This window comes from Pseudomonas sp. DVZ6, from assembly GCF_024259445.1.
Lineage (GTDB): Bacteria > Pseudomonadota > Gammaproteobacteria > Pseudomonadales > Pseudomonadaceae > Aquipseudomonas > Aquipseudomonas peradeniyensis.
Genome location: NZ_JANCLM010000029.1, coordinates 42,232 through 65,848, shown reverse-complemented (window position 1 = coordinate 65,848; position 23,617 = coordinate 42,232). Strand labels below are relative to the sequence as shown.

The window sequence follows — 23,617 nt, the reverse complement described above, 5'->3', positions numbered from 1 at the left end:
CGTCCCGGGGCATTCACACCCTGTAATCATTGGCTGTGCACCTCAAGTGGGCACTTTGGCATCGCCCTTGCTATTCAGCTGGCAGAGGCCTGCCCAGGCACTCGCCCACAACGACAAATCCCTCCGGGTACAGGAGGGTTCGCGATTCAGGTGCCCCGACATCCTGGGAAGGATGCGCCGGCCCACTTGAGGAAAAACTAGCCATGACGACTCGTCAGCCGCTGTACAAATCGCTGTATGTCCAGGTGATCGTCGCCATCACCATCGGTATCCTGCTCGGCCACTACTACCCGGAAACCGGCGTAGCCCTCAAACCCCTGGGTGACGGCTTCGTCAAGCTGATCAAGATGGTCATCGCCCCGATCATCTTCTGCACCGTGGTCAGCGGCATCGCTGGCATGCAGAGCATGAAATCGGTCGGCAAGACCGGCGGTTACGCGCTGCTGTACTTCGAGATCGTCTCCACCATCGCCCTGATCATCGGCCTGGTCGTGGTCAACGTGGTCCAGCCGGGCGCCGGCATGCACGTCGACGTCAGCACCCTGAACGCCAGCAGCGTGGCCGCCTACGCCGCCGCCGGCGCGCAGCAGACCACCGTGGGCTTCCTGCTCAACGTCATCCCCAACACCGTGGTCGGCGCCTTCGCCAACGGCGATATCCTGCAAGTGCTGATGTTCTCGGTGCTGTTCGGCTTCGCCCTGCATCGCCTGGGCAGCTACGGCAAGCCGGTGCTCGACCTGATCGATCGCTTTGCCCATGTCATGTTCAACATCATCAACATGATCATGAAGCTGGCCCCGATCGGCGCCTTCGGTGCCATGGCCTTCACCATCGGCCAGTACGGCGTGGGTTCGCTGGTGCAACTGGGCTACCTGATGGCCTGCTTCTACATCACCTGCGTGCTGTTCATCCTGGTAGTGCTGGGTGGTATCTGCCGCGCCCACGGCTTCAGCGTGATCAAGCTGATCCGCTACATCCGTGAAGAGCTGCTGATCGTGCTGGGCACCTCGTCCTCCGAGTCGGCCCTGCCGCGCATGCTGGCCAAGATGGAGCGCCTGGGCGCGAAGAAATCCGTGGTTGGCCTGGTGATCCCGACCGGCTACTCGTTCAACCTGGACGGTACCTCGATCTACCTGACCATGGCCGCGGTGTTCATCGCCCAGGCCACCGACACCACCATGGACATCACCCACCAGATCACCCTGCTGCTGGTGCTGCTGGTGGCCTCCAAAGGTGCCGCGGGCGTCACAGGTTCCGGCTTCATCGTGCTGGCCGCGACCCTGTCGGCCGTCGGTCACCTGCCGGTGGCGGGCCTGGCGCTGATCCTGGGTATCGACCGCTTCATGTCCGAAGCCCGCGCCCTGACCAACCTGATCGGCAACGCCGTGGCCACCGTGGTCGTGGCCAAGTGGGTCAAGGAGCTGGACACCGACACCCTGCAGGCGGAACTGGCGTCCGGCGGCTCGCCGCTGGTCGACACCCGTCCGACCGACGACCTGGGCGTGGCCGAAGGCCCGGCGCGTTGATCGCGGTGTGAAATGAAGAAGGCGACCCTCGGGTCGCCTTTTTTGTTCCGGGAGTTCTGTGTTGTCAGTGCCGGCCCTTTCGCGGGTAAACCCGCTCCCACAGGAAAAATGCTGCCCTCAGGCCGGTGGGGTACCTGTGGGAGCGGGTTTACCCGCGAATGCGATCTTTCACTCGACCCGGGTCTCACCGCTGTACACCAATATCTCCCGACACCGCCGGCACAGGTAGCGCCGGCCCTGGTGCACCAGCTTGTGCCGCTGGGCGGTAAACGGGAAGTCGCTCTCCGGGCACGGGCAGCGGTAGATGTAGCGTGTCGCCACCCGCCGCTGCACTTCATAGTTGTGGCAACGGTTTGGCGGCAGTTCGTACACCCCGCGCATGATCAGCTGCCACTCCTCGCCATGGGCCTGGATGCGGTCACCGAACAGCTGGTGGGCCACCAGGTGGGCGACCTCGTGGGCCACGGTCTGGCGCAGGAAGTCTTCCTGGTTCTCGCGGTACAGCTGCAGGTTGAAGCGCAGCAGGTTCTCGTGCAGGTGGGCGACACCGGCCTTCTGGCCGCGCAGCTTGAAGCTGACCTGCGGGCGCGGAAAGGGGCGTTTGAAGAAGGTTTCGGCTTGCTGGTAACAGGTTTCGACGCGTTGTCTGAGCAGCTCGGGCATGGCGGGGTAGTTCTCCTGACCGGGCATTATGCCGCAGGCACAGGCCGGCTGCCGAGCCGCCGGTCAGGCACACGAAACGAAGCCGCCTTGCGGCGGCCTCGGGTGATGCCCCAGTGTTGGTTGGATCTATAGGTATGCGTCAGTTGGTATAGACGGGCCCCACGCCCAGTCCCCAGATGATCACGGTCGCGGCCATGATCGCCACCAGTACCACCAGGCCCACCGCCAGCACGGAGCTGGAGAACAGGAAGCCTTCATCCGACGGTATGTTCATGAACGTCGGCAAGCCGACATACAACAGGTACACGGTGTAGCAGATGGCCGCCGTGCCGATCAGCATGCCGAGCCACAGGTGCGGGTACAGCGCCGCGAGGCCGCCGATGAACAGCGGGGTGGCGGTGTAGGTGGCGAAGGCGATGCACTGCGCCATGCTCGGGTTGGCGTCGTAGGTGCGCGCCATCCAGTGGATGAAGGCGCCCATCACCGCGACCCCGGCGAGCATCGCCAGGTACGACATGATGCTCATCCACAGCGCGCTTTCCATGGTCAGCATCACCGCTGGCCGCTCGCCGATCACCCAGCCGACCTGGGTGGTGCCGATGAACGCCGAGACGGCGGGGATCGCCGCCAGGATCAGCGTGTGCGTCAGGTACATGTGGCTGATGCTTTCTTCCTCGCCACGGATCTCCCGCCACTCCTGGTCAGGGTGGGTGAACAGCCCAACAACGTGATGAATCATACGGGTCACTCCTATCGTCGTTGCCAAACGCCCCCCGGATGGAGCGCCTATGGCCCGAGGCCAGGACACCAAGTGCTGCGCCAATGTGGCCTTATGTCGCAGTATAGGAAGCGGATCCCGGCACAAAACCGGCTTTTTAGAGCAAATTGCACTGTCAGGCCCGGTGCTGATTCCCTTGAAGTCTTTATCGGATTCACCTACTGCGCCGTGCGGTTTGTGCGTAAAATAGCCGGCTTTTGTCACACCTCGCGGATCCAAGCGCTATGGGCACCCTCTCGGTCAACCAGAACAAACTGCAAAAACGCCTGCGTCGTCTCGCTGGCGAAGCCATCACCGACTACAACATGATCGAGGATGGCGACAAGGTCATGGTCTGCCTGTCCGGCGGCAAGGACAGCTACACCATGCTCGACGTTCTGTTGCACCTGCAGAAGGTGGCGCCGATCAAGTTCGACATCGTCGCGGTGAACATGGACCAGAAGCAGCCGGGCTTCCCCGAGCACGTGCTGCCTGCCTACCTCAAGGAACTGGGCGTCGAGTACCACATCGTCGAGAAGGACACCTACTCGGTGGTCAAGGAGCTGGTACCCGAGGGCAAGACCACCTGCTCGCTGTGCTCGCGCCTGCGTCGCGGCACCCTGTACACCTTCGCCGACGAGATCGGCGCGACCAAGATGGCCCTGGGTCACCACCGCGACGACATCGTCGAGACCTTCTTTCTCAACATGTTCTTCAACGGCGCGCTCAAGGGCATGCCGCCGAAGCTGCGCGCCGACGACGGTCGCAACGTGGTGATCCGCCCGCTGGCCTACTGCAGCGAGAAGGACATCCAGGCCTATTCGGACATGAAGGAATTCCCGATCATCCCGTGCAACCTGTGCGGCTCGCAGGAGAACCTGCAGCGCCAGGTGGTCAAGGACATGCTGGTGGAGTGGGAGCGCAAGCACCCGGGCCGTACCGAGAGCATCTTCCGCGCCCTGCAGAACGTTGCCCCGTCGCAGCTGGCCGACCGCAACCTGTTCGACTTCACCAGCCTGAAGATCGACGAGAGCGCCACCCCGCGTTTCCTCGACGTGCTGAACATCTGACCGCATGCGCGACTATCAGTGGTTGCACGCGTACTGCCTGAACCGCTTCGGTTCGGCCCAGGCGCTGGAAGCCTTCCTGCCGCAGCCGCGCACGCCCGCGCAGCTGCGCGACATCCCTGACGACCGCTACCTGTCGACCCTGGCCCTGCGCGTGTTCCGCGCCGGGCTCAAGCACAGCCTGGTGGACGCCAAGTGGCCGGCGTTCGAGCAGGTGTTCTTCGGTTTCGATCCGCAGAAGGTGGTGCTGATGGGCGCCGAGCACCTGGAGCGGCTAATGCACGACGAGCGCATCATCCGCCACCTGGGCAAGCTCAAGAGCGTGCCGCGCAATGCGCAGATGGTGCTGGACGTGGCGAAGGAGAAGGGCAGTTTCGGCGCGTTCATCGCCGACTGGCCTGAGACCGATATCGTCGGGTTGTGGAAGTACCTGGCCAAGCATGGCAACCAGCTGGGCGGGTTGTCGGCGCCGCGGTTCCTGCGGATGGTCGGCAAGGATACCTTCATTCCCACCGATGACATGGCGGCGGCGCTGATTGCGCAGAAGATCATCGACAAGCCGCCGACCAGCCAGCGTGACCTGGCGTTGGTGCAGCAGGCGTTCAACCAGTGGCATGCAGAGAGCGGCCGGCCGCTGTGCCAGTTGTCGGTGATGCTGGCGCATACCGTCAATCATTGAGATCGCCGGGGCCGCCGTGCGGCCCTTTCGCGGCACAAGGCCGCTCCTACAGGAGTACGCGTCCCCCTGTAGGAGCGGCCTTGTGCCGCGAAAGGGCTGCAGAGCAGCCCCGGAACTTAACGCCCTTCACCCGCCAGGCGCCGCTCCTGCTGGAACTTCCAGCGCACAAACAGCAACCCGCTGACGAACAACCCCAGGCTCACCAGCACCTCGACCCAGCCGAACAGCGCCCGCGCCGGATCGAACGCCGCCAGCACGCCCTTGATGAAATAGATGTTCACCACGAAGCAGGTCCAGGCGTGCGCCCGGGCGCTGCCCATCAGCATGCCCGGCAGCAATAGCAGCAGGGGGATCAGCTCGATGGCCATGATCACCTCGACCCGCGCCCCGTGCAGGTCGGCGAACCACAGGTTGTTCACCACCAGCAGGGCGATCAGGCCGAAGAAGCAGGCCAGGCTCAGGGCGCGGGTAAAGCGCACCCGGGGGGCCAGCCAGTCCAGTGGCGGCAATACCTTCGGCTTTCTAGCCACGTTCGCCACCCAGGGCCTTGGCCGTCTTCGCCAGGCGCTGTCCGAGCGCACGGCACAGGGTGATCTCGTGCGGGTCCAGCTCACGCTTGCCGTCGGCGCCGGCATGGTGGCTGGCGCCGTACGGCGTGCCGCCGCCACGGGTCTCGAGCAGCGCCGATTCGCTGTAGGGCAGGCCGGTGACCAGCATGCCGTGGTGCATCAGCGGCAGTAGCATCGACAGCAGGGTGGTCTCCTGGCCGCCGTGCAGGCTGGCGGTGGAGGTGAACACCGCCGCCGGCTTGCCCACTAACTCGCCGCCCAGCCACAGGCTGCTGGTGCCGTCGAGGAAGTACTTGAGCGGCGCGGCCATGTTGCCGAAGCGGGTCGGGCTGCCCATGGCCAGGCCCGCGCAGTGGCGCAGGTCGTCGAGGGTGGCGTAAAGCGCGCCGCTGGCCGGGATGTCCGGGGCCACGGCCTCGCATTCGGTGGAGATCGCCGGCACGGTGCGCAGGCGCGCCTCCAGGCCGGCCATCTCGACACCGCGGGCGATATGCCGGGCCATCTCGCTGGTCGAGCCGTGGCGGCTGTAGTACAGCACCAGGATGTAGGGTTCGCTCACGGCAGGAGCTCCAGGACCTTCTCTGGTGGGCGGCCGACCACGGCCTTGTCACCGGCCACCAGGATCGGGCGCTCGATCAGCTTGGGATGCTCGACCATGGCCTTGATCAGCTGGGCGTCGCTCAGGGCCGGGTTGGCCAGCTCCAGGGCCTTGTATTCGTCCTCGCCGGTGCGCAGCAGCTGGCGCGCGCCGATGCCCAGCTTGGCAAGCAGCTGTTCGAGGGTGGCGGCGTCCGGCGGGGTCTCGAGGTAGCGCACGATGGTCGGCGCGAGGCCGCGTGCCTCGAGCAGTTCCAGGGCGCCGCGGGATTTCGAGCAGCGCGGGTTATGATAGAGGGTCAGATCGGTCATGACGGGTCGCATCCAGCTGGGTGTGGCGGCTATTCTAACCGCAGCGACCGACTTCAATGCTTGAAAACTTCGAGAAGGATTGACCCATGGCAAGGCGTTTGGCAGCTGCACTGGCCATCACCGCGAGCCTGTTGCTCGGCGGCTGCGGTGCGGACTACGGCGTGGACCAGCACGGCAACACGGTAAAGGCCGAACAGATCGACGGGCACTGGCTGGTGCTCAACTACTGGGCCGAATGGTGCGGCCCGTGCCGCACGGAAATCCCTGAGCTCAATGCCGCCGCCAAGCAGTGGGAGGCCCAGGGCATTCGGGTGGTGGGGGTGAATTTCGACGGCCTGCAGGGGCCGGACCTGAAAGCCGCCGCCGACACCCTGGGCATCGGTTTTACCGTGCTGGCCCAGGACCCGGCCGAGCGCTACGAGTTGCCGCGCAGCGAGGCGCTGCCGGTGACCTACATCATCGACGACAAGGGCAAGGTGCGTGAGCAGTTGATGGGTGAGCAGACGCTTGAAGGGCTGCAGGCGAAGATCAGGGCTTTGAAAGGCGGCGCCTGATCGATCATGGGGCCGCTTTGCGGCCCTTTCGCGGCACAAGGCCGCTCCTACAAGGGAAGGCGAAACCCTGTAGGAGCGGCCTTGTGCCGCGAATGGGCTGCAAAGCAGCCCCCGGCGATGATCAGCCTTCCTCAGGCCAGAAGCGCAGCGGCTTGCCCTCGGCCGGCCAGAAACGGATCTGCTCGATCGGCGACACATCCCAGCGCTGCACCGTTTCCAGCGCCTGCAGGAAGCGTTTTTCCTGGTCCATCAGCGCTGGCGCGCACAATTTGCGGGTCTTGCCGACCTTGCCGAAGCTGATACGCTCGCCCTCCAGCGTGTAGGGCGCGAACCAGTGGTTGCAGCCGCCGTTGCCGTAGGCGCGACCATCGCTGGCCAGGGTCAGCGTCAGGTGGCTGTAGTCGATCAGCGGGCGCTCACCGATCCACTCCAGCACGTAGCTCTGCTCCTGCTGCAGCTTCGAGGGTTGTGCGGCGCAGCCCAGCAGGCCGCAGGCGATCAGCGCGCCGGTCAGCAGCTGTTTCACTCAACCACGCTCCCGGCACTGCGGGCACAGGTGCTTGTCGCCCTTGCTCGCCCAGCCCAGTTCCTGGATACGCGCGCTGGCGGCCGGGGCCTGGCCCTTCTTGCCCAGCTTGGCGTCGTTGGCGAACTCGAAGTCCAGCACCGCGTCGCAGCTGTCGCACTTGACCTGCCAGTTGAGGATCTCAAGCTCGTTGAACGCCGGGCCCTGGGCCACGGCGACCCACTGGCCATGCGGGTTGATCAGGTGGCGCACGGTCTCGACGGTCAGGCGCATGGACAGGTCCTTGCTGCCCTTGAGGGTGACCAGCAGGACGTCGCCCTTCTGGATCGAGCCGCCGTTGCCGGTAACCTGGTAGCGGCCAGGCACCAGCGCGCGGCACTCGATCAGGGTGTGTTGCGGGTTAAAAAGGGTGTAGCGGAAATCGTGTTCGACCATGGGTCCTCCAAAATTGCCGCGTATCCTAGCATCAACCGTTTACAAGATTGTGCGGATTGCCTGCCGCCCAGCGGTTGATGTTGTCCAGGGTGGTCGCGGCGATGGCATCCAGGGCCTCGCGGGTGAGGAAGGCCTGGTGGGCGGTGACGATCACGTTGGGGAAGGTCAGCAGGCGTGCCAGCACGTCGTCCTGCAACGGCAGGTCGGAGCGGTCCTCGAAGAACAGCTGCGCTTCCTCTTCATACACATCCAGCCCCAGGTAGCCGAGCTGGCCGCTCTTGAGCGCGTCGATCAGCGCTGGGGTGTCGACCAGCGCGCCGCGACCGGTGTTGATCAGCATGGCGCCGGGCTGCAGCTGGGCCAGGCTCTGGGCGTTGATCAGGTGGCGGGTGTGCTCGGTCAGCGGGCAGTGCAGGCTGATGATGCGCGCCTGGCGCAGCAGCTCAGGCAGTTCCAGGTAGCGGGCGCCGAGGGCGACCAGCTCGGGGTTGGGGTAGGGGTCGTAGGCCAGCAGTTGGCAGCCGAAGCCGGCCATGATGCGGGCGAAGGCGGCGCCGATCTGGCCGGTGCCGACCACGCCGACGGTCTTGCCGTGCAGGTCGAAGCCGGTCAGCCCGTGCAGGGTGAAGTCGCCTTCGCGGGTGCGGTTGTAGGCCCGGTGCAGGCGGCGGTTGAGGGCCAGGATCAGGGCCACGGCGTGCTCGGCGACGGCGTGGGGCGAGTAGGCCGGGACGCGGACCACGGTCAGGCCCAGGCGCTGCGCCGCAGCCAGGTCGACGTGGTTGTAGCCGGCCGAGCGCAGGGCGATCAGGCGCGTGCCGCCGGCGGCCAGGCGCTCCAGCACTGGTGCGTCGAGCTCGTCGTTGATGAAGGCGCAGACCACCTCGAAGCCCTGGGCCAGCGGCGCGGTGTCGAGGGTCAGGCGGGCGGGCTGGTAGTGCAGCTCCACGTTGCCCGCACTGGCGGCGCGGGTGAAGCTTTCCTGGTCGTAGTGCTGGCTGCTGAACAACAGGGCGCGCATGGTCTGAGTCCTATCTTAAATGCCACCAGTCTAGCCAAATGGTCAGTCTGGGCGTTGACCTGTGTCTCCTGTGGGAGATCGCCCAGTCTGCTGGGCTGCGCTGTCGCGCTGGGAACTGACTTCACAGGTGATCCGCGCACCCTGTGGGAGCAACTGTCTTGCTCAATTTTTAGAATCTGGCGCGGTCCCTGTGGGAGCGGGCTTGCCCGCGAACACCGGCGCAGCCGGTGCCATCCATCGCGCTGGATTCTTCGCGGGTAAACCCGCTCCCACAGGGGACAGTTACCTACGCGCTCTCGCGCGCCTGTTCGGCCAGTCGGCTGATGGCCTGGTCCAGTTCGTCCAGCGCCTGCAACGCCTGGGGGCTGTCCTGCTTGAGCAAGGTTTCGCTGCGCTGGCAGGCCGCCCGTAACTGCGGTACGCCGCAATAGCGCGAGGCGCCGTTGAGCCGGTGCACGCGCTCGATCATCGCCGTGCGGTCGGCGGCGTTGCGCGCGGCGCGGATGGCTTCACGGTCGGACTCCAGCGAGGCCAGCAGCATGGCCAGCATGTCCGCCGCCAGGTCCGGCTTGCCGGCCGCCAGGCGCAGGCCTTCCTCCGGGTCGAGCACCTTCAGCTCGCTGCTGTCGGCCAGGCGTTCGCTGGCGCGTTCCGGTGGTGGTGAGCCCAGGCTCAGGCCGGTCCACTTCATCACCACCTGGCCCAGCTGGCGCTCGCTGATCGGCTTGGTCAGGTAGTCGTCCATGCCGCTGTGCAGCAGGGCGCGCTTTTCGTTGGCCATGGCGTGGGCGGTGAGGGCCACGATCGGCAGGGGCGGGCCGCTTTGGCTGCTTTCCCACTGACGGATCTGCTCGGTGCAGGCGCGGCCATCCATGCCGGGCATCTGTACATCCATCAGCACCAGGTCGAACGGTTCGTCCTGCACGGCCTGTACCGCGCCGTAGCCGTTGTCCACTGCCAGCACCTCGGCGCCCATGCCTTCGAGCAGGGTCTGTACCAGCAGCAGGTTGGCCGGGTTGTCGTCGACGCAGAGGATCTTCGGCATGCGCTGGCCACCGTGGTTGCGCTGTTCGCACACCGGGCGGCGCGGCTGCACCAGCTCCAGCAGCAGGCGACGCAGCTTGCGGGTGCAGGTCGGCTTGGCCAGCAGTTGGCCATGGGCATTGGGCAGGTAAGGGTGGTAGAGCGGCTGCTCGGTGGTCGGACAGAGCACCACGCACTGGCAGCCGAGACGTTCGAGCTGCTGGTGGTACTGGCCCAGCTGTTCCGGGGCCAGGCTGCCCAGGTTGACCCCGAGCACGGCGAACTCGAACGGCTGCCCGGCCTGGCTGGCGGCCTGCACGCCTTGCAGCAGCTGGTCGCAGGAGGCGAACACGCTGACCGCCAGGCCGCAGTCCTCCAGTTGGTGCTCCAGTGCCTGGCGCGCCAGGTCGTGGCCGTCGACGATGGCCACGCGGCGGCCGAGCAGGGCCTGGGCGGGTTGTTCCTCGGCGTCGTCGTGGGCCTTGGGCAGGTTGAGGCTGATCCAGAACTGCGAGCCCTCACCAGGGGTGCTGTCGACGCCGATCTCGCCGCCCATCTGCTCGATCAGGCGCTTGGAGATTACCAGCCCCAGGCCGGTGCCGCCGGGTTGGCGCGACAGCGAGTTGTCGGCCTGGCTGAACGCCTGGAACAGGGTACGCACATCCTGGGGCGACAGGCCGATGCCGGTGTCCTGCACGCTGATGCGCAGTTGCACGCTGTCTTCCTGCTCGTCCTCGAGCATGGCGCGCACGACGATGGTGCCTTCGCGGGTGAACTTGATGGCGTTGCTCACCAGGTTGGTGAGGATCTGCTTGAGCCGCAGTGGGTCGCCGACCAGCGACAGCGGCGTGTCGCGGTAGACCAGGCTGAGCAGTTCCAGCTGCTTGGCGTGGGCGGCCGGGGCGAGGATGGTCAGGGTGTCCTGGATCAGGTCGCGCAGGTTCAGCGGGATGCTGTCGAGCACCAGCTTGCCGGCCTCGATCTTGGAGAAGTCGAGGATCTCGTTGATGATCCCCAGCAGGTTGTCGGCGGACTTCTCGATGGTGCCGAGGTAGTCGAGCTGGCGCGGGGTCAGCTCGCTCTTCTGCAACAAGTGGGTGAAGCCGAGGATGCCGTTGAGCGGGGTGCGGATCTCGTGGCTCATGTTGGCGAGGAACTCAGACTTGATGCGGCTGGCCTCCAGGGCCTCCTTGCGCGCCATGTCCAGCTCGATGTTCTGGATCTCGATGGTCTCCAGGTTTTGGCGCACGTCCTCGGTGGCCTGGTCGATGCTGTGCTGCAGCTCTTCGTGGGCGCTGTGCAGGGTTTCGGCCATGCGGTTGATGCCGGCGGCCAGCTCGTCGAGCTCGTGGCTGCCCATGGCCGGCAGGCGCTCGTCCAGGTGGCCGTCCTTGAGCTGGTTGACCGCGTGCTTGATGCGGTTGATCGGGTTGTTGATGGTGCGGCTCATGCGCAGGGCCAGCAGCGCGGTCAGGCTCAGGCAGGCGAGGATCAGCAGCAGGCTGGTGAACAGGTTGCGGTAGCCGCGCAGCAGGGTGCCGTCATGGGACAGTTCGATCTCCACCCAGCCGAGCAGGCGCTCGGCCTCGGCGGGCACGGCGTCGGTGGCCAGGTCGCGGTGATGGCCGAACACCGGCATCAGGTAGCGGGTGGCGTCGTTGCCCGTGCGCTGCAGCAGCTGCGTGCCGGTGCCGCCGCTGGGCGGCTGGTTGAGCATGCTGGGGCCGGCATGGGCCAGGCGCGTGCGGTCGGCGGCAAGGAACGCCACGGCGCGCACATCGGCCTGCTCCAGGGCCTGGGCGGCGATGCGCTCCAGTTGCGCCGGAGCCTGGCGGGCGAGGGCCGGTGCCGCCAGTGGTGCCAACTGCTCGGCGATCATCTTGCCGCGTTGCAGCAGTTGCGTGCGCAGGTCGCTTTGTTGCAGCCAGGTGAAGTAACTGCCCAGCACCAGGGCCATCAGGCTGGCGGGCAGCAAGGCCAGCAGCAGGACGCGGCTGCGGATTCCCAAACGGTCGAGCACACCTGTCTCCTGTCATGTGCTGTTAAAGGCGCGGTTCGCGCATCAGCGGGAACGTTACTCTGCGCTGAGGGGTAATGCACAGGATTTGTAATGGTTTTTGCTTTTCTCGGCTGGCGTTGCCGGTGTGGGCACTTCAATGTCACGCCAGTCGGACGGAGGTTGCCTTGTTCGGACCGCTTGTCCAATAATCGCGTAATTGAGAATTGATGGCAGTTGCCAATGCATCCTGAAGCGATTCACGCGACCAACATCCTCGCCATCGAGGACGATCCCGTGCTGGGCGCCTACCTGCATGACGAGCTGCAGCGCGGCGGCTTCCAGGTGACCTGGTGCCGCAATGGCCTGGAAGGCCTGGAGGCGGCGGGCCGGCAGGTGTTCGACCTGGTGCTGATGGACATCCTGCTGCCCGGGCTCAACGGCCTGGACGCACTGGCCAGCCTGCGTCGACGCAGCGCCACGCCAGTGATCCTGATGTCGGCGCTGGGCGCCGAGGCCGACCGCATCAGCGGCTTCGAGAGCGGCGCGGACGACTACCTGCCCAAGCCGTTCAGCTTTGCCGAGCTGCGGGTGCGCATCGAGGCGATCCTGCGCCGGGTGGCCTTCGAGCGGCGCGCTCGGGCGCCGCGTGGGGTGGAGGCCGGGCAATTGCATTTCGACGAGCAGGCCACCGATGTCAGCCTCGCCGGCGCCTGGGCCGGGCTTACCCCCAGTGAATATCGCCTGCTCGACACCCTGCACCGCAGCCAGGACGAGGTGCTGAGCAAGCCCTTCCTCTACCAGCAGGTGCTGCAGCGTGGCTACTCGCGGCATGACCGCAGCCTGGACATGCACGTCAGCCAGATCCGCCGCAAGCTCAAGGCCATCGGCTACCACGAGCGGCAGGTGCGTACCGTGTGGGGCAAGGGCTATGTGTTCGGCGCGGGCGAGGCCGACTGAACCGTGCTCGACCGTCACTCGCTGTTCTGGAAACTGACCGTCCTGCTGGTGGGCTTCTGCCTGCTGATGATCGGCCTGAGCTACAGCTGGGGCCGGCACATGGAAACCCAGGATGCCTTCCTGTCCGAGCCGGCGCGGCAAGTGCTGCGCGGCTACGCGGCGCAGGCCGAGCAGGCCTGGCGCAGTGGCGACCGCGAGGGCGTGGACGCCTGGCTGGCCGAGATGCGCGAGCGCGAGCAGGGCTGGGTGGGCGTGCTCGACGGTGACCTGCAACCGTTGGGCAGCGCCGACCTGAGCGCCGGCCAGGCCCAGCGCCTGACCCGCCTGCGTGGCGTCGACTGGCCCATGAGCCGACGCAGTGTCGGCCAGCCCTGGTTGCGCCTGCCGTTCCCCGGCGCGCCGGAGCAGGGCATGCTGGTGATCGAGCTGCCGGAGCGCTTCAACCCCGGCCAGTACCGCTTGTTCTGGCGCGTCGTCACCAACGGCATCATCCCCGGGTTGTTCACCCTGCTGCTGTGCGTCGGCCTGTACCGCATGCTGATCGTGCCGCTCAACCAGTTGCGCGAGCAGGCCAATGCCTGGCGGGCCGACCAGCTGGCCGCGCGCCTGGATTCGCGCACCACCCGGCGCAAGGACGAACTGGGCGAACTGGCCCGGGCCTTCGACCAGATGGCCGAGCGCCTGCAGGGCACCGTGGCCTTGCAGCAGCAGTTGCTGCGCGATCTGTCCCACGAGATGCGCACGCCGCTCAGCCGCCTGCGCGTGGCCTGCGATGGCGAGACCGACCTGCAGCGCCTGCGCGAACGCCTGCACCGCGAGGTGGATGGCATGCAGCAACTGGTCGAGGACACCTTGCAACTGGCCTGGCAGGACGCCGAACGCGCACCGGTGAACCTCGAGCCGATCCAGGTGGCGGCGCTGTGGGATCTGCTCAGCGAGAACGCCTGCTACGAAAGTGGCTGGGCGCCGCAGCGGCTGCGCTGCGACTTGCCGGCCGGCTGCTGGGTGCAGGGCAGCCTCAACGACCTGGCCCAGGCATTGGAGAACATGCTGCGCAACGCCATCCGTCATTCCCCGGAGGCGGGCGTGGTGCGCCTGAGCGGTTGGCGAGAGGGCGGGTACTGGCGTATCGACCTGGAGGACGAGGGCGGTGGCGTGGCCGAGGAAGACCTGGAGCGGATATTCGCGCCGTTTTCCAGGCTGGAGGGTTCGCGGCCCGGGGATGGTGGTTTCGGCCTGGGCTTGAGCATTGCCCGCAATGCGATCCGGCGCCAGGGCGGGAGCGTGTGGGCGGTCAATGGCGAGCATGGCCTGCGCTTGTGCATGCGCCTGGCTGCGGGGGAGTCGAGCTCATCGCGGGACAAACCCGCACCCACAAAGGCTTGGCACACCCTGTAGGAAACTTGCGTTGCCGCGCTGGGAACTGTCCTCCTGTGGGAGCGGGTTTATCGGACCGCCGCACCGCCGCGAACACCGGCGGAGCCGGTGCCATACACCGCGCTGGATTCTTCGCGGGTAAACCCGCTCCCACAGGGTCCACCTAAATCTATGAGTTACGGTTTGTTCCATGGGAGCGGGCTTGCCCAGCGATCACCCACAAAGCGGGTGCCAGGTCCATGCCCTTATAGCCATGCGCTATAACATCCAGCAATTGCGTGATATGGCCGCGCTGGGTTTGCCGGTATGATAGACGCCCCTGCCGTCCGGATTGCGAAAACGCCCATGACCCTGCAGTACCCAACCATCGCCGATTGCATCGGCCATACGCCACTGGTTCGCCTGCAGCGCATCGCCGGGGACACCAGCAACACCTTGCTGCTCAAGCTCGAAGGCAACAATCCGGCAGGTTCGGTCAAGGACCGCCCGGCGCTGTCGATGATCACTCGCGCCGAGCTGCGTGGCCAGATCAAGCCCGGCGACACCCTCATCGAAGCCACCTCCGGCAACACCGGTATCGCCCTGGCCATGGCCGCGGCGATCAAAGGCTACAAGATGATCCTGATCATGCCGGACAACTCCACCGCCGAACGCAAGGCGGCGATGACCGCTTATGGCGCCGAGCTGATCCTGGTGACCAAGGAAGAGGGCATGGAGGGCGCGCGCGACCTCGCCGAGAAGATGCAGGCCGAAGGCCGCGGCCTGGTCCTTGACCAGTTCGCTAACGGCGACAACCCGATCGCCCACTACAACAGCACCGGCCCGGAAATCTGGCAGCAGACCCAGGGCAGCATCACTCATTTCATCAGCTCCATGGGCACCACCGGCACCATCATGGGCTGCTCGCAGTACCTCAAGGAGCAGAACCCGGCGGTGCAGATCGTCGGCCTGCAGCCGATGGAAGGCTCGGCCATCCCCGGCATCCGCCGCTGGCCCCACGAGTACCTGCCGAAGATCTTCGACGCCACCCGCGTCGACCGCGTGGTAGACATGTCCCAGCAGGAGGCCGAGGAGACCACCCGTCGCCTGGCCCGCGAAGAGGGCATTTTCTGTGGCGTATCCTCCGGCGGTGCCGTGGCAGCCATGCTGCGCCTGTCCCGTGAAGTCGAGAATGCGGTGATGGTCGCCATCATCTGCGACCGCGGCGACCGTTACCTCTCCACCGGCCTGTTCGACCCGACCTGATGTCCAGAAAGAAAAGCAACACCGGCCTGCGCTTCCAGCCGGCCGGCGGCAACCGTGCCGCACAGGTGCCCGTGGGCAAGAAGCAACGCCTGTCGATCGAGCGCGTGGCCGGTGACGGTCGCGGCATCGCCTTCATCGAAGGACGTACCTGGTTCGTCAGCGGCGCGCTGGCCGGCGAGGACGTCGAGGCGCGGGTGCTCGCCGCCCGCGGCAAGGTGGTCGAGGCGCGCCTGGAGCGCGTGTTCCAGGCCAGCCCCGAGCGCCGTGAAGCGCCTTGCCGGCACTACGCCCGCTGCGGTGGCTGCAACCTCCAGCACCTGCCCCATGACGGCCAGCTGGCACTCAAGCAGCGCCTGCTCGCCGAGCAACTGCAGCGGGTGGCTGGCGTGCAGCCCGAGGAGTGGGCTGTTCCCCTGAGCGGACCGGAATTCGGCTACCGCCGCCGGGCGCGGGTCGCGGTACGCTGGGACACCAAGGCGCGCCAACTGGACGTGGGGTTTCGCGCCGAGGCCAGCCAGGACATCGTCGGCATCGACGAATGCGCGGTGCTGGTACAACCCTTGCAAACGATCATGCGCCACCTGCCGACCGTGCTGCGCAGCCTGGGCAAGCCACAGGCGCTGGGGCACGTGGAGCTGTTCAGCGGCACCGCCGAGGCGGTGCTGGTGCGGCATGTAGCGCCCCTGCCAAGTGACGACCTGGCGCGGCTCGAGGCGTTCTGCCGCGAGGCCGGCGCCCAGCTGTGGCTGCAGGGCGAGGGCGAGCCGGCGCCGGTGGATGCCGCGGCGCAACTGGGCTTTGCCCTGGAGCCCTGGGGCCTGGAACTGGCCTGGCGGCCGGGTGACTTCGTCCAGGTCAACGCCCAGGTCAACACCTTGATGATCCAGCAGGCTCTCGCCTGGCTGGCGCCCGAGGCGCACGAGCGGGTCCTGGACCTGTTCTGCGGCCTGGGCAACTTCGCCTTGCCCCTGGCCCGCCAGGCGCGCGAGGTGGTGGCGGTGGAGGGCGTGCAGGCCATGGTCGAGCGCGCCGCGGCCAACGCCGATGGCAACAATGTGCATAACGCTCGGTTTTTTCAGGCCGATTTATCGCAGCCTTTGGCGGGCGCCGGATGGGTCGCCGAGGGCTTTTCTGCGGTACTCTTGGATCCACCGCGCGACGGGGCTTTCGAGGTGGTGCAAGGCATCGCCCGGCTGGGCGCGAAGCGGCTGGTCTACGTATCGTGCAACCCGGCCACGCTGGCGCGAGACGCGCAGGTGCTGGTCGGGCAGGGGTACCGGTTAAAAAGGGCCGGGATTCTCGACATGTTTCCTCAGACGGCGCATGTCGAGGCCATGGCGTTATTCGAAGCGGGCTAGCTGGGCTGGCCCTCTTGGTGCGCCCTTCAGGGAGTGAGGGGCGCACAGGTGATAGCCAGTGCACCCGTGTGGTGCGCTGTATGGAAAGGTAGAACAAAGATGGTACAGGTGAGAGTGCACCAGCCGGTCAACAACGACGGCAGTATCAATCTCGAAGCATGGCTCGATCATGTGGTGAGCGTCGATTCGCAGCTCGATCGCCCTGGGCTGAAAGAGGCCTGCGAGTTTGCCCATGAAGTCGAGAGGAAGGGTAATCCGGCCAAGCATTCCTGGGCCGACGGTACCTCCAGTTTCCAGGCGGGGCTGGAGATCGCCGAAATTCTCGCCGACCTAAAGCTCGACCAGGATTCGCTGGTGGCGGCGGTCATCTACCGTTCGGTGCGCGAAGGCAAGGTGACCCTGGCCGAGGTCGGCCAGCGTTTCGGCCCGGTGGTGTCCAAGCTGATCGACGGCGTGCTGCGCATGGCGGCCATCAGTGCCAGCCTCAGCCCGCGCCAGTCGCTGGTGCTCGGCTCCCAGGCGCAGGTCGAGAACCTGCGCAAGATGCTGGTGGCCATGGTCGACGATGTGCGCGTGGCGCTGATCAAGCTCGCCGAACGTACCTGCGCCATTCGTGCGGTCAAGGCCGCCGATGACGAGAAGCGCCTGCGCGTGGCCCGCGAGGTGTTCGACATCTATGCGCCGCTGGCGCACCGGCTGGGTATCGGCCATATCAAGTGGGAACTTGAGGACCTGTCGTTCCGCTACCTCGAGCCCGACCAGTACAAGCAGATCGCCAAGCTGCTGCACGAGCGCCGGCTGGACCGCGAGCGCTTCATCAGCGACGTGATGAACCAGCTGCAGAACGAGCTGCTGGCCACCGGCGTCAACGCCGACATCAGCGGCCGGGCAAAACACATCTATTCGATCTGGCGCAAGATGCAGCGCAAGGGCCTGGAGTTCAGCCAGATCTACGACGTGCGCGCGGTGCGCGTGCTGGTGCCGGAAGTACGCGACTGCTATACCGCGCTGGGCATCGTGCACACCTTGTGGCGGCACATTCCGAAGGAGTTCGACGACTACATCGCCAACCCCAAGGAAAACGGCTACCGCTCCCTGCACACCGCAGTGATCGGCCCCGAGGGCAAGGTGCTGGAGGTGCAGATCCGCACCCACGCCATGCATGAGGAAGCCGAGCTGGGCGTGTGTGCGCACTGGCGCTACAAGGGCACCGACGTCAAGCCCAGCTCCAACCACTACGAAGAGAAGATCTCCTGGCTGCGCCAGGTGCTGGAGTGGCACGAAGAGCTGGGCGACATCGGTGGCCTGGCCGAACAGCTGCGCGTCGATATCGAGCCGGACCGGGTCTACGTGTTCACCCCCGACGGCCACGCCATCGACCTGCCCAAGGGCGCCACGCCGCTGGACTTCGCCTATCGGGTGCACACCGAGATCGGCCACAACTGCCGGGGCGCCAAGATCAACGGCCGTATCGTGCCGCTGAACTACAGCCTGCAGACCGGCGAGCAGGTGGAGATCATCACCAGCAAGCACGGCAACCCGAGCCGCGACTGGCTGAACTCCAACCTGGGCTACGTGACCACCTCGCGGGCCCGGGCCAAGATCGTCCACTGGTTCAAGCTGCAGGCCCGCGACCAGAACGTGGCCGCCGGCAAGACCCTGATCGAGCGCGAACTGAGCCGATTGGGCCTGCCCCAGGTGGACTTCGAACGCCTGGCAGAAAAGGCCAACGTCAAGACTGCCGAGGACATGTTCGCCGCCCTTGGCGCCGGCGACCTGCGCCTGGCGCACATGGTCAACGCCGCGCAGCAGTTGCTCGAACCCGAGCGCCTGGAGCCGGTCGAGCTGATCCCGCGCCAGGCCCGGGGCATCCGCGCGGGCAAGCGCAGCGACATCCAGATCCAGGGTGTCGGCAACCTGCTTACGCAGATGGCCGGGTGCTGCCAGCCGCTGCCGGGCGACGCCATCGTCGGCTATATCACCCAGGGCCGTGGCGTGAGCATTCACCGCCAGGATTGTGCCTCGGTGCTGCAACTGGCGGGCAAGGAGCCGGAGCGCATGATCCAGGTCAGCTGGGGACCGATCCCGGTGCAGACCTATCCGGTCGACATCGTCATCCGTGCCTACGACCGCCCGGGGCTGCTGCGCGACGTGTCGCAGGTGCTGCTCAACGAGAAGATCAACGTGCTGGCGGTCAACACCCGCTCGAACAAGGAAGACAACACCGCGCTGATGTCGCTGACCATCGAGATCCCAGGCCTGGACGCCCTTGGGCGCTTGCTGGGGCGGATCTCGCAGTTGCCCAACATCATCGAGACGCGGCGTAATCGTACCCCTTGATACCGAGGTGGCTTCTTCGCGGGTGAACCCGCTTCCACAGTTGAGTGCAAGCTTCGGGCTATGTGCGATCCCTGTGGGAGCGGGTTCACCCGCGAAGGGGCTTACACCAAAGGACCTGTTTAACAATGACCTACACCCTTGAAGACCTGCTGCACCTCATGGCCCGCCTGCGCGATCCGCAATATGGCTGCCCCTGGGACCTCAAGCAGGACTACGCCAGTATCGTCCCGCACACCCTCGAGGAAGCCTACGAAGTCGCCGACACCATCGAGCGCGGCGACTTCGAGCACCTGCAGGGCGAGCTGGGGGACCTGTTGTTCCAGGTGGTCTACTACAGCCAGCTGGCCCGCGAGGAAGGGCGCTTCGAGTTCGATGGCGTGGTCGATTCGATCACCCGCAAGCTGATCCGCCGCCATCCCCATGTATTCCCCACCGGCGAGCTGTACGCACCGTTGGACACACCCAAGCTCGACGAGGCCCAGGTCAAGTCGCGCTGGGAGGAGATCAAGGCCGAGGAGCGTGCCGAAAAGAGCGAGCCCGAGCAGTTGTCGCTGCTCGACGACGTGCCCGCGGCCTTGCCCGCGCTGTCTCGCGCCGCCAAACTGCAGAAGCGCGCCGCCACGGTCGGCTTCGACTGGCCCGAGGCGTTGCCGGTGCTGGACAAGGTCCGCGAGGAGCTCGACGAAGTGCTGCAGGCCATGGCCGATGGAGACAGCGAGGCGCTGGAGGACGAGCTGGGCGACCTGCTGTTCGCCACCGTCAACCTGGCCCGGCACCTCAAGCACGACCCGGAAAACGCCTTGCGCCGTGCCAACCGTAAATTCGAGCGCCGTTTCCGTTTTATCGAACAGGCATTGCGCGAGCAGGGCCTGAACATTCAAGATCGTACCCTCGACGAGCTGGACGCCTTATGGGGCGAGGCCAAGCGTCAGGAAAAGAACCTGCCCAGCTGCGGCTGAGCCGATGCATAAGTGAGTGAACACCCATGAGCCTTTCCCTTCGCGACCAATTGCTCAAAGCCGGCCTGGTCAACCAGAAACAGGTCTCGCAGACCAACAAAGCCGAGAAGAAACAGAAACGCCTGGAACACAAGGGTCAGGTCGAGGTGGACGACAGCCAGCAGCGCCTGGCCAAGGAAGCCCAGGCCGAGAAGGCCAAGAAGGACCAGGAGCTGAACCGCCAGGTCCAGGAAAAGGCCGAGCAGAAGGCCCGTGCCGCGCAAGTCAAGCAACTGATCGAAGCGACCCGGCTGCCCAAGCTGACCACCGAGGATTACTACAACTTCGTCGATGACAAGAAGGTCAAGCGCATCGCCGTCAACGCCCTGATGCGCAGCAAGCTGAGCAATGGCGCGCTGGCCATCGTCGCCCATGGTGGCGGCTACGAAGTGATCCCGCGCGAGGCGGCAGTGAAGATCCAGGAGCGCGACCCCAACCGTATCCTGCTGCTCAACACCCATGTCGAGGAAGCGGACGAGGACGATCCGTACGCGGCCTACAAGATCCCAGACGATCTGATGTGGTAAGCACGAAAAACCCCGCCTTGGCGGGGTTTTTTATTGCAGGGCCGGGTCACTGCGCCGGGCGTTGGCGCTCGAGGCATTCCAGCTCCATGCGGTACTGGTGAGCCTGTTGCTCGTCATGGAACATACCGACCAGCTGGCCTTGCTGATGCACGTCCCAGATCCGCAGGCCAGCGGCCTGGCCTTCGTGGGACATTTTCGATTCGTCGCGTTCGGTTACCTGGACTGTCATCGTCAAACTCCACTGCTTGGTTGGCTGCGGCACTGTGTCGCAGGCCTCCTTTATAGAGTTTGTTAGCAGGCTAAGTAAATAAAACAGCGATGAAACAAGTTTCATGTAGGAGCGGCCTTGTGCCGCGAAAGGGCTGCGCAGCAGCCCCAGGATGTCAGCACCGACGCAGAAATTGCCGGGGCCGCTTTGCGGCCCTTTCGCGGCACAAGGCCGCTCCTACACAGGGGAGGGCGGACAGCAGCAAAAAAAAGCCCCGCACAAGGCGGGGCTTCGGGCGTTGCAGGCAGCGGTATCAGTTACCCTTGACCGCCTTGCCATCGACCGTGCCATCCTGCAGCACGATCACGTACTCCTTGCCATCGGTCTCGACCTGGCGCAGTTGCACCAGCAGGTAGTCCCAGTCCTTGGCGAACCACAGCTCGGTGATGCGCTTGCTCTGGCTCGGGTCGCGCACGCGCTCGACCTTGATCGCGTCGACCTGGCCGGTCTTGGTGGTCACTTTTTCGGTGCCCAGCACGCGGAAGTCGTAGGTGTCGATCTCGTCACCGTCGACCACCTGGTAGGTCATGCTCTTCTTGCCGGCGGCCACGTCATGCTGCAGGGCCAGCTGGTAGGACGACTTGTCCAGCACGCCGCGGTTGAGCGGCAGGTTGATGGCGTCGCCACGGTCGCTGCCGGTGATCTTCTTGCCGGCCCAGTCGAAGTTCAGGTCGACCTTCTTCGCCTTGCCCAGGCCGCCGCGTTCGAAGTGATACTGCTGCGGCAGCAGGGTGTCGTTCTCGAACTTGAGGGTGCTTTGCTCGGTCAGGCTGGCGATCATCATCGAAGCCTTGAAGTTCAGGCTCCAGGTACCGTTGGCGTTCTTTTCCAGGCTGCGCGCGGCGGTGCCGCTCATCGGCAGCTGTTTCCAGTCGGCGGTGTAGCTCGCCGCGAAAGGCTTCAGATCAGCTGCCTGGAGGGGCAGGGCGAGCACGGCGAGAGCCAAGAGCAGGGCGCGACGCATAAATTCTCCTAGGATCGAATCAAGTGACCGCTGGCCGCCAGCGGCTGGCCATCCAGTAATGCACCCTGTTCGCCCAGACGCAAGCGTCCTTCGGCGAACCAGCGCACCGCCAGCGGGTAGATCTGGTGTTCCAGCAGGTGCACGCGCTGGGCGAGCGTCTGCGTGGTGTCATCCGTTGCCACGGGTACCACAGCCTGTACGACCAGAGGCCCGCCATCGAGTTCCTCGGTGACGAAGTGCACGCTGCAGCCGTGCTCGGCGTCACCCGCTTCCAGCGCGCGCTGGTGGGTGTGCAGGCCTTTGTACTTCGGCAACAGTGACGGATGGATGTTCAGCAGGCGGCCCTGGTAGTGGCGCACGAAATCGCCACTGAGGATGCGCATGAAACCGGCCAGCACCACCAGGTCGGGCTGGAAGCCATCGATCAGCGCCATCAGCGCCGCGTCGAAGGCTTCACGCCCGTCGAAACCGGTGTGCGACAACACGGCGGTTTCGATGCCGGCGCCCTTGGCGCGCTCGAGGCCATAGGCATCGGCACGGTTCGAGATGACCGCGCGGATGCGTGCCGGGCTGTCGCTGGCGCTGTTGCTGTCGATCAGTGCCTGCAGGTTGCTGCCGGAGCCCGACAGCAACACGACTACATTGCAGGGCATCAGTGTGCCTTGAGGTTCTGCAGCTCGACCTGGGCGGCGCCTTCGGCGGCCACGTCGATACGGCCGATCACCCACGGTTGCTCGCCTTCGGCGCGCAGCACGTTCAGGGCGCTTTCGACCTGGTCCTGGGCCACGCAGATGACCATGCCCACGCCGCAGTTCAGCACGCGGTGCATTTCATGCTCGTCGACGTTGCCTTTTTCCTGCAGGAAGTCGAACACCGCCGGGCGCTGCCAGCTGGCCACGTCGACCACGGCCTGGGCGCCTTTTGGCAGCACGCGCGGGATGTTGTCCAGCAGGCCGCCGCCGGTGATGTGGGCCATGGCCTTGACCGCGCCGGTCTGCTTGATCAGCTGCAGCAGCGGCTTGACGTAGATGCGGGTCGGCGCCATCAGCAGGTCGGCCAGCGGCTTGCCGTCGAGCTGGGTGTTGTCGATGTCGGTGCCGGAAACCTCGAGGATCTTGCGGATCAGCGAGTAGCCGTTGGAGTGCGGACCGGAGGACGGCAGGGCGATCAGGGCGTCGCCGGTGACCACTTTCGAGCCGTCGATGATCTCGGCCTTTTCCACCACGCCGACGCAGAAGCCAGCCAGGTCGTAGTCTTCGCCTTCGTACATGCCTGGCATCTCGGCGGTTTCACCACCGACCAGCGAGCAACCGGCCAGTTCGCAACCGGCGCCGATGCCGGTGACCACGGTGGCGGCCACGTCGACGTTGAGCTTGCCGGTGGCGTAGTAGTCGAGGAAGAACAGCGGCTCGGCGCCGCACACCACCAGGTCGTTGACGCACATGGCGACCAGGTCCTGGCCGATGCTGTCGTGCTTGTTCAGGTTCAGCGCCAGGCGCAGCTTGGTGCCGACGCCGTCGGTGCCGGAGACCAGCACCGGCTGCTTGTAGCCGGCCGGGATCTCGCAGAGGGCGCCGAAGCCGCCCAGGCCACCCATGACTTCAGGACGTGCGGTGCGCTTGGCGACGCCCTTGATGCGTTCGACCAGTGCTTCGCCGGCGTCGATGTCTACACCGGCGTCTTTGTAGCTCAGGGAGGGTTGCTTGCTCATTGATCCAGGCCTTTAGGAGGGAGGGATTCAGAAAAACGACCGGGACGGCCAAGGCCGGTTTCAGAAACGGCGGCTGCCTGTACGTCACTGGTCTGCGAAGGCGCGCGATTTTATCAGGGTTGCCCCAAGGCGGCCATCCTCAGG

The 23,617-nt window shown here is 65.6% G+C and carries 24 protein-coding genes; 11 read left to right on the top strand and 13 right to left on the bottom strand.

Annotation, left to right across the window (positions count from 1 at the left end; genetic code table 11):
• Window positions 1-203: 203 nt before the first annotated feature.
• Window positions 204-1,526, top strand: coding sequence for a dicarboxylate/amino acid:cation symporter (locus NMG10_RS17270; protein WP_028690931.1), 1,323 nt, complete (start codon window positions 204-206; stop codon window positions 1,524-1,526).
• A 168-nt stretch (window positions 1,527-1,694) separates the two neighbouring features.
• On the opposite strand, the gene NMG10_RS17265 is transcribed toward NMG10_RS17270, so the two are convergent.
• The gene (locus NMG10_RS17265; RefSeq protein ID WP_050704523.1) at window positions 1,695-2,189 is read right to left on the bottom strand and encodes a SprT family zinc-dependent metalloprotease; all 495 of its coding nucleotides are present in this window, start codon (window positions 2,187-2,189) and stop codon (window positions 1,695-1,697) included.
• A 139-nt stretch (window positions 2,190-2,328) separates the two neighbouring features.
• Window positions 2,329-2,928, bottom strand: a complete 600-nt coding sequence (locus NMG10_RS17260; RefSeq protein WP_028690929.1) for a Yip1 family protein — start codon at window positions 2,926-2,928, stop codon at window positions 2,329-2,331.
• Between the two features lie 263 nt (window positions 2,929-3,191).
• Between NMG10_RS17260 and ttcA the strand changes: the two genes are divergently transcribed.
• Window positions 3,192-4,016, top strand: coding sequence for a tRNA 2-thiocytidine(32) synthetase TtcA (gene ttcA / locus NMG10_RS17255; RefSeq protein ID WP_011532643.1), 825 nt, complete (start codon window positions 3,192-3,194; stop codon window positions 4,014-4,016).
• Window positions 4,017-4,020: 4 nt separating this feature from the next.
• On the top strand, window positions 4,021-4,692 hold the full coding sequence (locus NMG10_RS17250; RefSeq protein WP_254464783.1) for a DNA-3-methyladenine glycosylase I: 672 nt from the start codon (window positions 4,021-4,023) through the stop codon (window positions 4,690-4,692).
• A gap of 116 nt (window positions 4,693-4,808) precedes the next feature.
• On the opposite strand, the gene NMG10_RS17245 is transcribed toward NMG10_RS17250, so the two are convergent.
• The 3 genes from NMG10_RS17245 to arsC are packed head-to-tail and all read right to left on the bottom strand — an operon-like array spanning window position 4,809 to window position 6,170.
• Window positions 4,809-5,222, bottom strand: coding sequence for a DUF2069 domain-containing protein (locus NMG10_RS17245; RefSeq protein ID WP_203647702.1), 414 nt, complete (start codon window positions 5,220-5,222; stop codon window positions 4,809-4,811).
• Window positions 5,215-5,820: an NAD(P)H:quinone oxidoreductase gene (gene wrbA, locus NMG10_RS17240; protein WP_050704525.1), complete on the bottom strand. Its 606-nt coding sequence runs from the start codon at window positions 5,818-5,820 to the stop codon at window positions 5,215-5,217. Before wrbA ends, NMG10_RS17245 begins: the two co-directional genes overlap by 8 nt.
• Window positions 5,817-6,170 carry an arsenate reductase (glutaredoxin) gene (gene arsC / locus NMG10_RS17235; RefSeq protein WP_254464782.1) on the bottom strand — a complete coding sequence of 118 codons (354 nt, stop codon included), beginning with the start codon at window positions 6,168-6,170 and terminating at the stop codon, window positions 5,817-5,819. The genes wrbA and arsC overlap by 4 nt, the downstream gene beginning before the upstream one ends.
• 86 nt (window positions 6,171-6,256) lie before the next feature.
• Between arsC and NMG10_RS17230 the strand changes: the two genes are divergently transcribed.
• A complete protein-coding gene (locus tag NMG10_RS17230; protein ID WP_028690924.1) occupies window positions 6,257-6,724 on the top strand; it encodes a TlpA disulfide reductase family protein in 468 nt (155 codons plus the stop codon).
• Window positions 6,725-6,845: 121 nt separating this feature from the next.
• Here the strand turns inward: NMG10_RS17230 and NMG10_RS17225 are convergent, their stop codons facing one another.
• From NMG10_RS17225 to NMG10_RS17210, 4 genes are all read right to left on the bottom strand, one after another.
• A complete protein-coding gene (locus NMG10_RS17225; protein ID WP_203647700.1) occupies window positions 6,846-7,250 on the bottom strand; it encodes an META domain-containing protein in 405 nt (134 codons plus the stop codon).
• Window positions 7,251-7,685 (bottom strand): hypothetical protein, encoded by a 435-nt coding sequence (locus NMG10_RS17220; protein ID WP_028690922.1) that lies wholly within the window; start codon window positions 7,683-7,685, stop codon window positions 7,251-7,253. It abuts the gene before it with no gap.
• 31 nt (window positions 7,686-7,716) lie between these two features.
• The gene (locus tag NMG10_RS17215; protein WP_254464781.1) at window positions 7,717-8,706 is read right to left on the bottom strand and encodes a 2-hydroxyacid dehydrogenase; all 990 of its coding nucleotides are present in this window, start codon (window positions 8,704-8,706) and stop codon (window positions 7,717-7,719) included.
• Window positions 8,707-8,992: 286 nt separating this feature from the next.
• Entirely contained in the window at window positions 8,993-11,749 is a 2,757-nt protein-coding gene (locus NMG10_RS17210; RefSeq protein WP_203647698.1) for a response regulator, read from the bottom strand.
• A 219-nt stretch (window positions 11,750-11,968) separates the two neighbouring features.
• Between NMG10_RS17210 and NMG10_RS17205 the strand changes: the two genes are divergently transcribed.
• The 7 genes from NMG10_RS17205 (at window position 11,969) to NMG10_RS17175 (ending at window position 20,530) form a co-directional block, all read left to right on the top strand.
• A complete protein-coding gene (locus NMG10_RS17205; protein WP_254464780.1) occupies window positions 11,969-12,685 on the top strand; it encodes a response regulator transcription factor in 717 nt (238 codons plus the stop codon).
• Between the two features lie 3 nt (window positions 12,686-12,688).
• Window positions 12,689-14,083: a sensor histidine kinase gene (locus NMG10_RS17200; RefSeq protein ID WP_254464779.1), complete on the top strand. Its 1,395-nt coding sequence runs from the start codon at window positions 12,689-12,691 to the stop codon at window positions 14,081-14,083.
• A gap of 324 nt (window positions 14,084-14,407) precedes the next feature.
• Window positions 14,408-15,307: a cysteine synthase CysM gene (cysM, locus tag NMG10_RS17195; protein WP_203647695.1), complete on the top strand. Its 900-nt coding sequence runs from the start codon at window positions 14,408-14,410 to the stop codon at window positions 15,305-15,307.
• Window positions 15,307-16,665, top strand: coding sequence for a 23S rRNA (uracil(1939)-C(5))-methyltransferase RlmD (gene rlmD / locus NMG10_RS17190; RefSeq protein WP_254464778.1), 1,359 nt, complete (start codon window positions 15,307-15,309; stop codon window positions 16,663-16,665). The genes cysM and rlmD overlap by 1 nt, the downstream gene beginning before the upstream one ends.
• Before the next feature lie 99 nt (window positions 16,666-16,764).
• Entirely contained in the window at window positions 16,765-19,005 is a 2,241-nt protein-coding gene (relA, locus tag NMG10_RS17185; RefSeq protein WP_203647693.1) for a GTP diphosphokinase, read from the top strand.
• A gap of 125 nt (window positions 19,006-19,130) precedes the next feature.
• Window positions 19,131-19,964, top strand: a complete 834-nt coding sequence (gene mazG, locus NMG10_RS17180; RefSeq protein WP_232856705.1) for a nucleoside triphosphate pyrophosphohydrolase — start codon at window positions 19,131-19,133, stop codon at window positions 19,962-19,964.
• 26 nt (window positions 19,965-19,990) lie between these two features.
• Window positions 19,991-20,530 carry a DUF2058 domain-containing protein gene (locus NMG10_RS17175; RefSeq protein ID WP_254464777.1) on the top strand — a complete coding sequence of 180 codons (540 nt, stop codon included), beginning with the start codon at window positions 19,991-19,993 and terminating at the stop codon, window positions 20,528-20,530.
• 46 nt (window positions 20,531-20,576) lie between these two features.
• Here the strand turns inward: NMG10_RS17175 and NMG10_RS17170 are convergent, their stop codons facing one another.
• From NMG10_RS17170 to purM, 4 genes are all read right to left on the bottom strand, one after another.
• The gene (locus tag NMG10_RS17170) at window positions 20,577-20,759 is read right to left on the bottom strand and encodes a hypothetical protein (protein ID WP_203647690.1); all 183 of its coding nucleotides are present in this window, start codon (window positions 20,757-20,759) and stop codon (window positions 20,577-20,579) included.
• Window positions 20,760-21,051: 292 nt separating this feature from the next.
• The gene (locus NMG10_RS17165; protein WP_050704538.1) at window positions 21,052-21,762 is read right to left on the bottom strand and encodes a DUF3108 domain-containing protein; all 711 of its coding nucleotides are present in this window, start codon (window positions 21,760-21,762) and stop codon (window positions 21,052-21,054) included.
• Window positions 21,763-21,770: 8 nt separating this feature from the next.
• The gene (gene purN / locus NMG10_RS17160) at window positions 21,771-22,415 is read right to left on the bottom strand and encodes a phosphoribosylglycinamide formyltransferase (RefSeq protein ID WP_254464776.1); all 645 of its coding nucleotides are present in this window, start codon (window positions 22,413-22,415) and stop codon (window positions 21,771-21,773) included.
• Window positions 22,415-23,473 carry a phosphoribosylformylglycinamidine cyclo-ligase gene (gene purM / locus NMG10_RS17155; RefSeq protein ID WP_203647688.1) on the bottom strand — a complete coding sequence of 353 codons (1,059 nt, stop codon included), beginning with the start codon at window positions 23,471-23,473 and terminating at the stop codon, window positions 22,415-22,417. The genes purN and purM overlap by 1 nt, the downstream gene beginning before the upstream one ends.
• Window positions 23,474-23,617: the final 144 nt, after the last annotated feature.

Excerpts from the sequence above, each read along its gene's own strand:
- NMG10_RS17215 (WP_254464781.1), bottom strand. The coding sequence starts at position 8,706 with ATGCGCGCCCTGTTGTTCAGCAGCCAGCACTACGACCAGGAAAGCTTC.
- NMG10_RS17175 (WP_254464777.1), top strand. The coding sequence starts at position 19,991 with ATGAGCCTTTCCCTTCGCGACCAATTGCTCAAAGCCGGCCTGGTCAAC.
- NMG10_RS17260 (WP_028690929.1), bottom strand. The coding sequence starts at position 2,928 with ATGATTCATCACGTTGTTGGGCTGTTCACCCACCCTGACCAGGAGTGG.
- NMG10_RS17265 (WP_050704523.1), bottom strand. The coding sequence starts at position 2,189 with ATGCCCGAGCTGCTCAGACAACGCGTCGAAACCTGTTACCAGCAAGCC.
- rlmD (WP_254464778.1), top strand. The coding sequence starts at position 15,307 with ATGTCCAGAAAGAAAAGCAACACCGGCCTGCGCTTCCAGCCGGCCGGC.
- NMG10_RS17230 (WP_028690924.1), top strand. The coding sequence starts at position 6,257 with ATGGCAAGGCGTTTGGCAGCTGCACTGGCCATCACCGCGAGCCTGTTG.
- NMG10_RS17205 (WP_254464780.1), top strand. The coding sequence starts at position 11,969 with ATGCATCCTGAAGCGATTCACGCGACCAACATCCTCGCCATCGAGGAC.
- NMG10_RS17270 (WP_028690931.1), top strand. The coding sequence starts at position 204 with ATGACGACTCGTCAGCCGCTGTACAAATCGCTGTATGTCCAGGTGATC.
- NMG10_RS17165 (WP_050704538.1), bottom strand. The coding sequence starts at position 21,762 with ATGCGTCGCGCCCTGCTCTTGGCTCTCGCCGTGCTCGCCCTGCCCCTC.
- NMG10_RS17250 (WP_254464783.1), top strand. The coding sequence starts at position 4,021 with ATGCGCGACTATCAGTGGTTGCACGCGTACTGCCTGAACCGCTTCGGT.
- purM (WP_203647688.1), bottom strand. The coding sequence starts at position 23,473 with ATGAGCAAGCAACCCTCCCTGAGCTACAAAGACGCCGGTGTAGACATC.
- mazG (WP_232856705.1), top strand. The coding sequence starts at position 19,131 with ATGACCTACACCCTTGAAGACCTGCTGCACCTCATGGCCCGCCTGCGC.
- relA (WP_203647693.1), top strand. The coding sequence starts at position 16,765 with ATGGTACAGGTGAGAGTGCACCAGCCGGTCAACAACGACGGCAGTATC.
- arsC (WP_254464782.1), bottom strand. The coding sequence starts at position 6,170 with ATGACCGATCTGACCCTCTATCATAACCCGCGCTGCTCGAAATCCCGC.
- ttcA (WP_011532643.1), top strand. The coding sequence starts at position 3,192 with ATGGGCACCCTCTCGGTCAACCAGAACAAACTGCAAAAACGCCTGCGT.
- cysM (WP_203647695.1), top strand. The coding sequence starts at position 14,408 with ATGACCCTGCAGTACCCAACCATCGCCGATTGCATCGGCCATACGCCA.
- purN (WP_254464776.1), bottom strand. The coding sequence starts at position 22,415 with ATGCCCTGCAATGTAGTCGTGTTGCTGTCGGGCTCCGGCAGCAACCTG.
- NMG10_RS17220 (WP_028690922.1), bottom strand. The coding sequence starts at position 7,685 with ATGGTCGAACACGATTTCCGCTACACCCTTTTTAACCCGCAACACACC.
- NMG10_RS17170 (WP_203647690.1), bottom strand. The coding sequence starts at position 20,759 with ATGACAGTCCAGGTAACCGAACGCGACGAATCGAAAATGTCCCACGAA.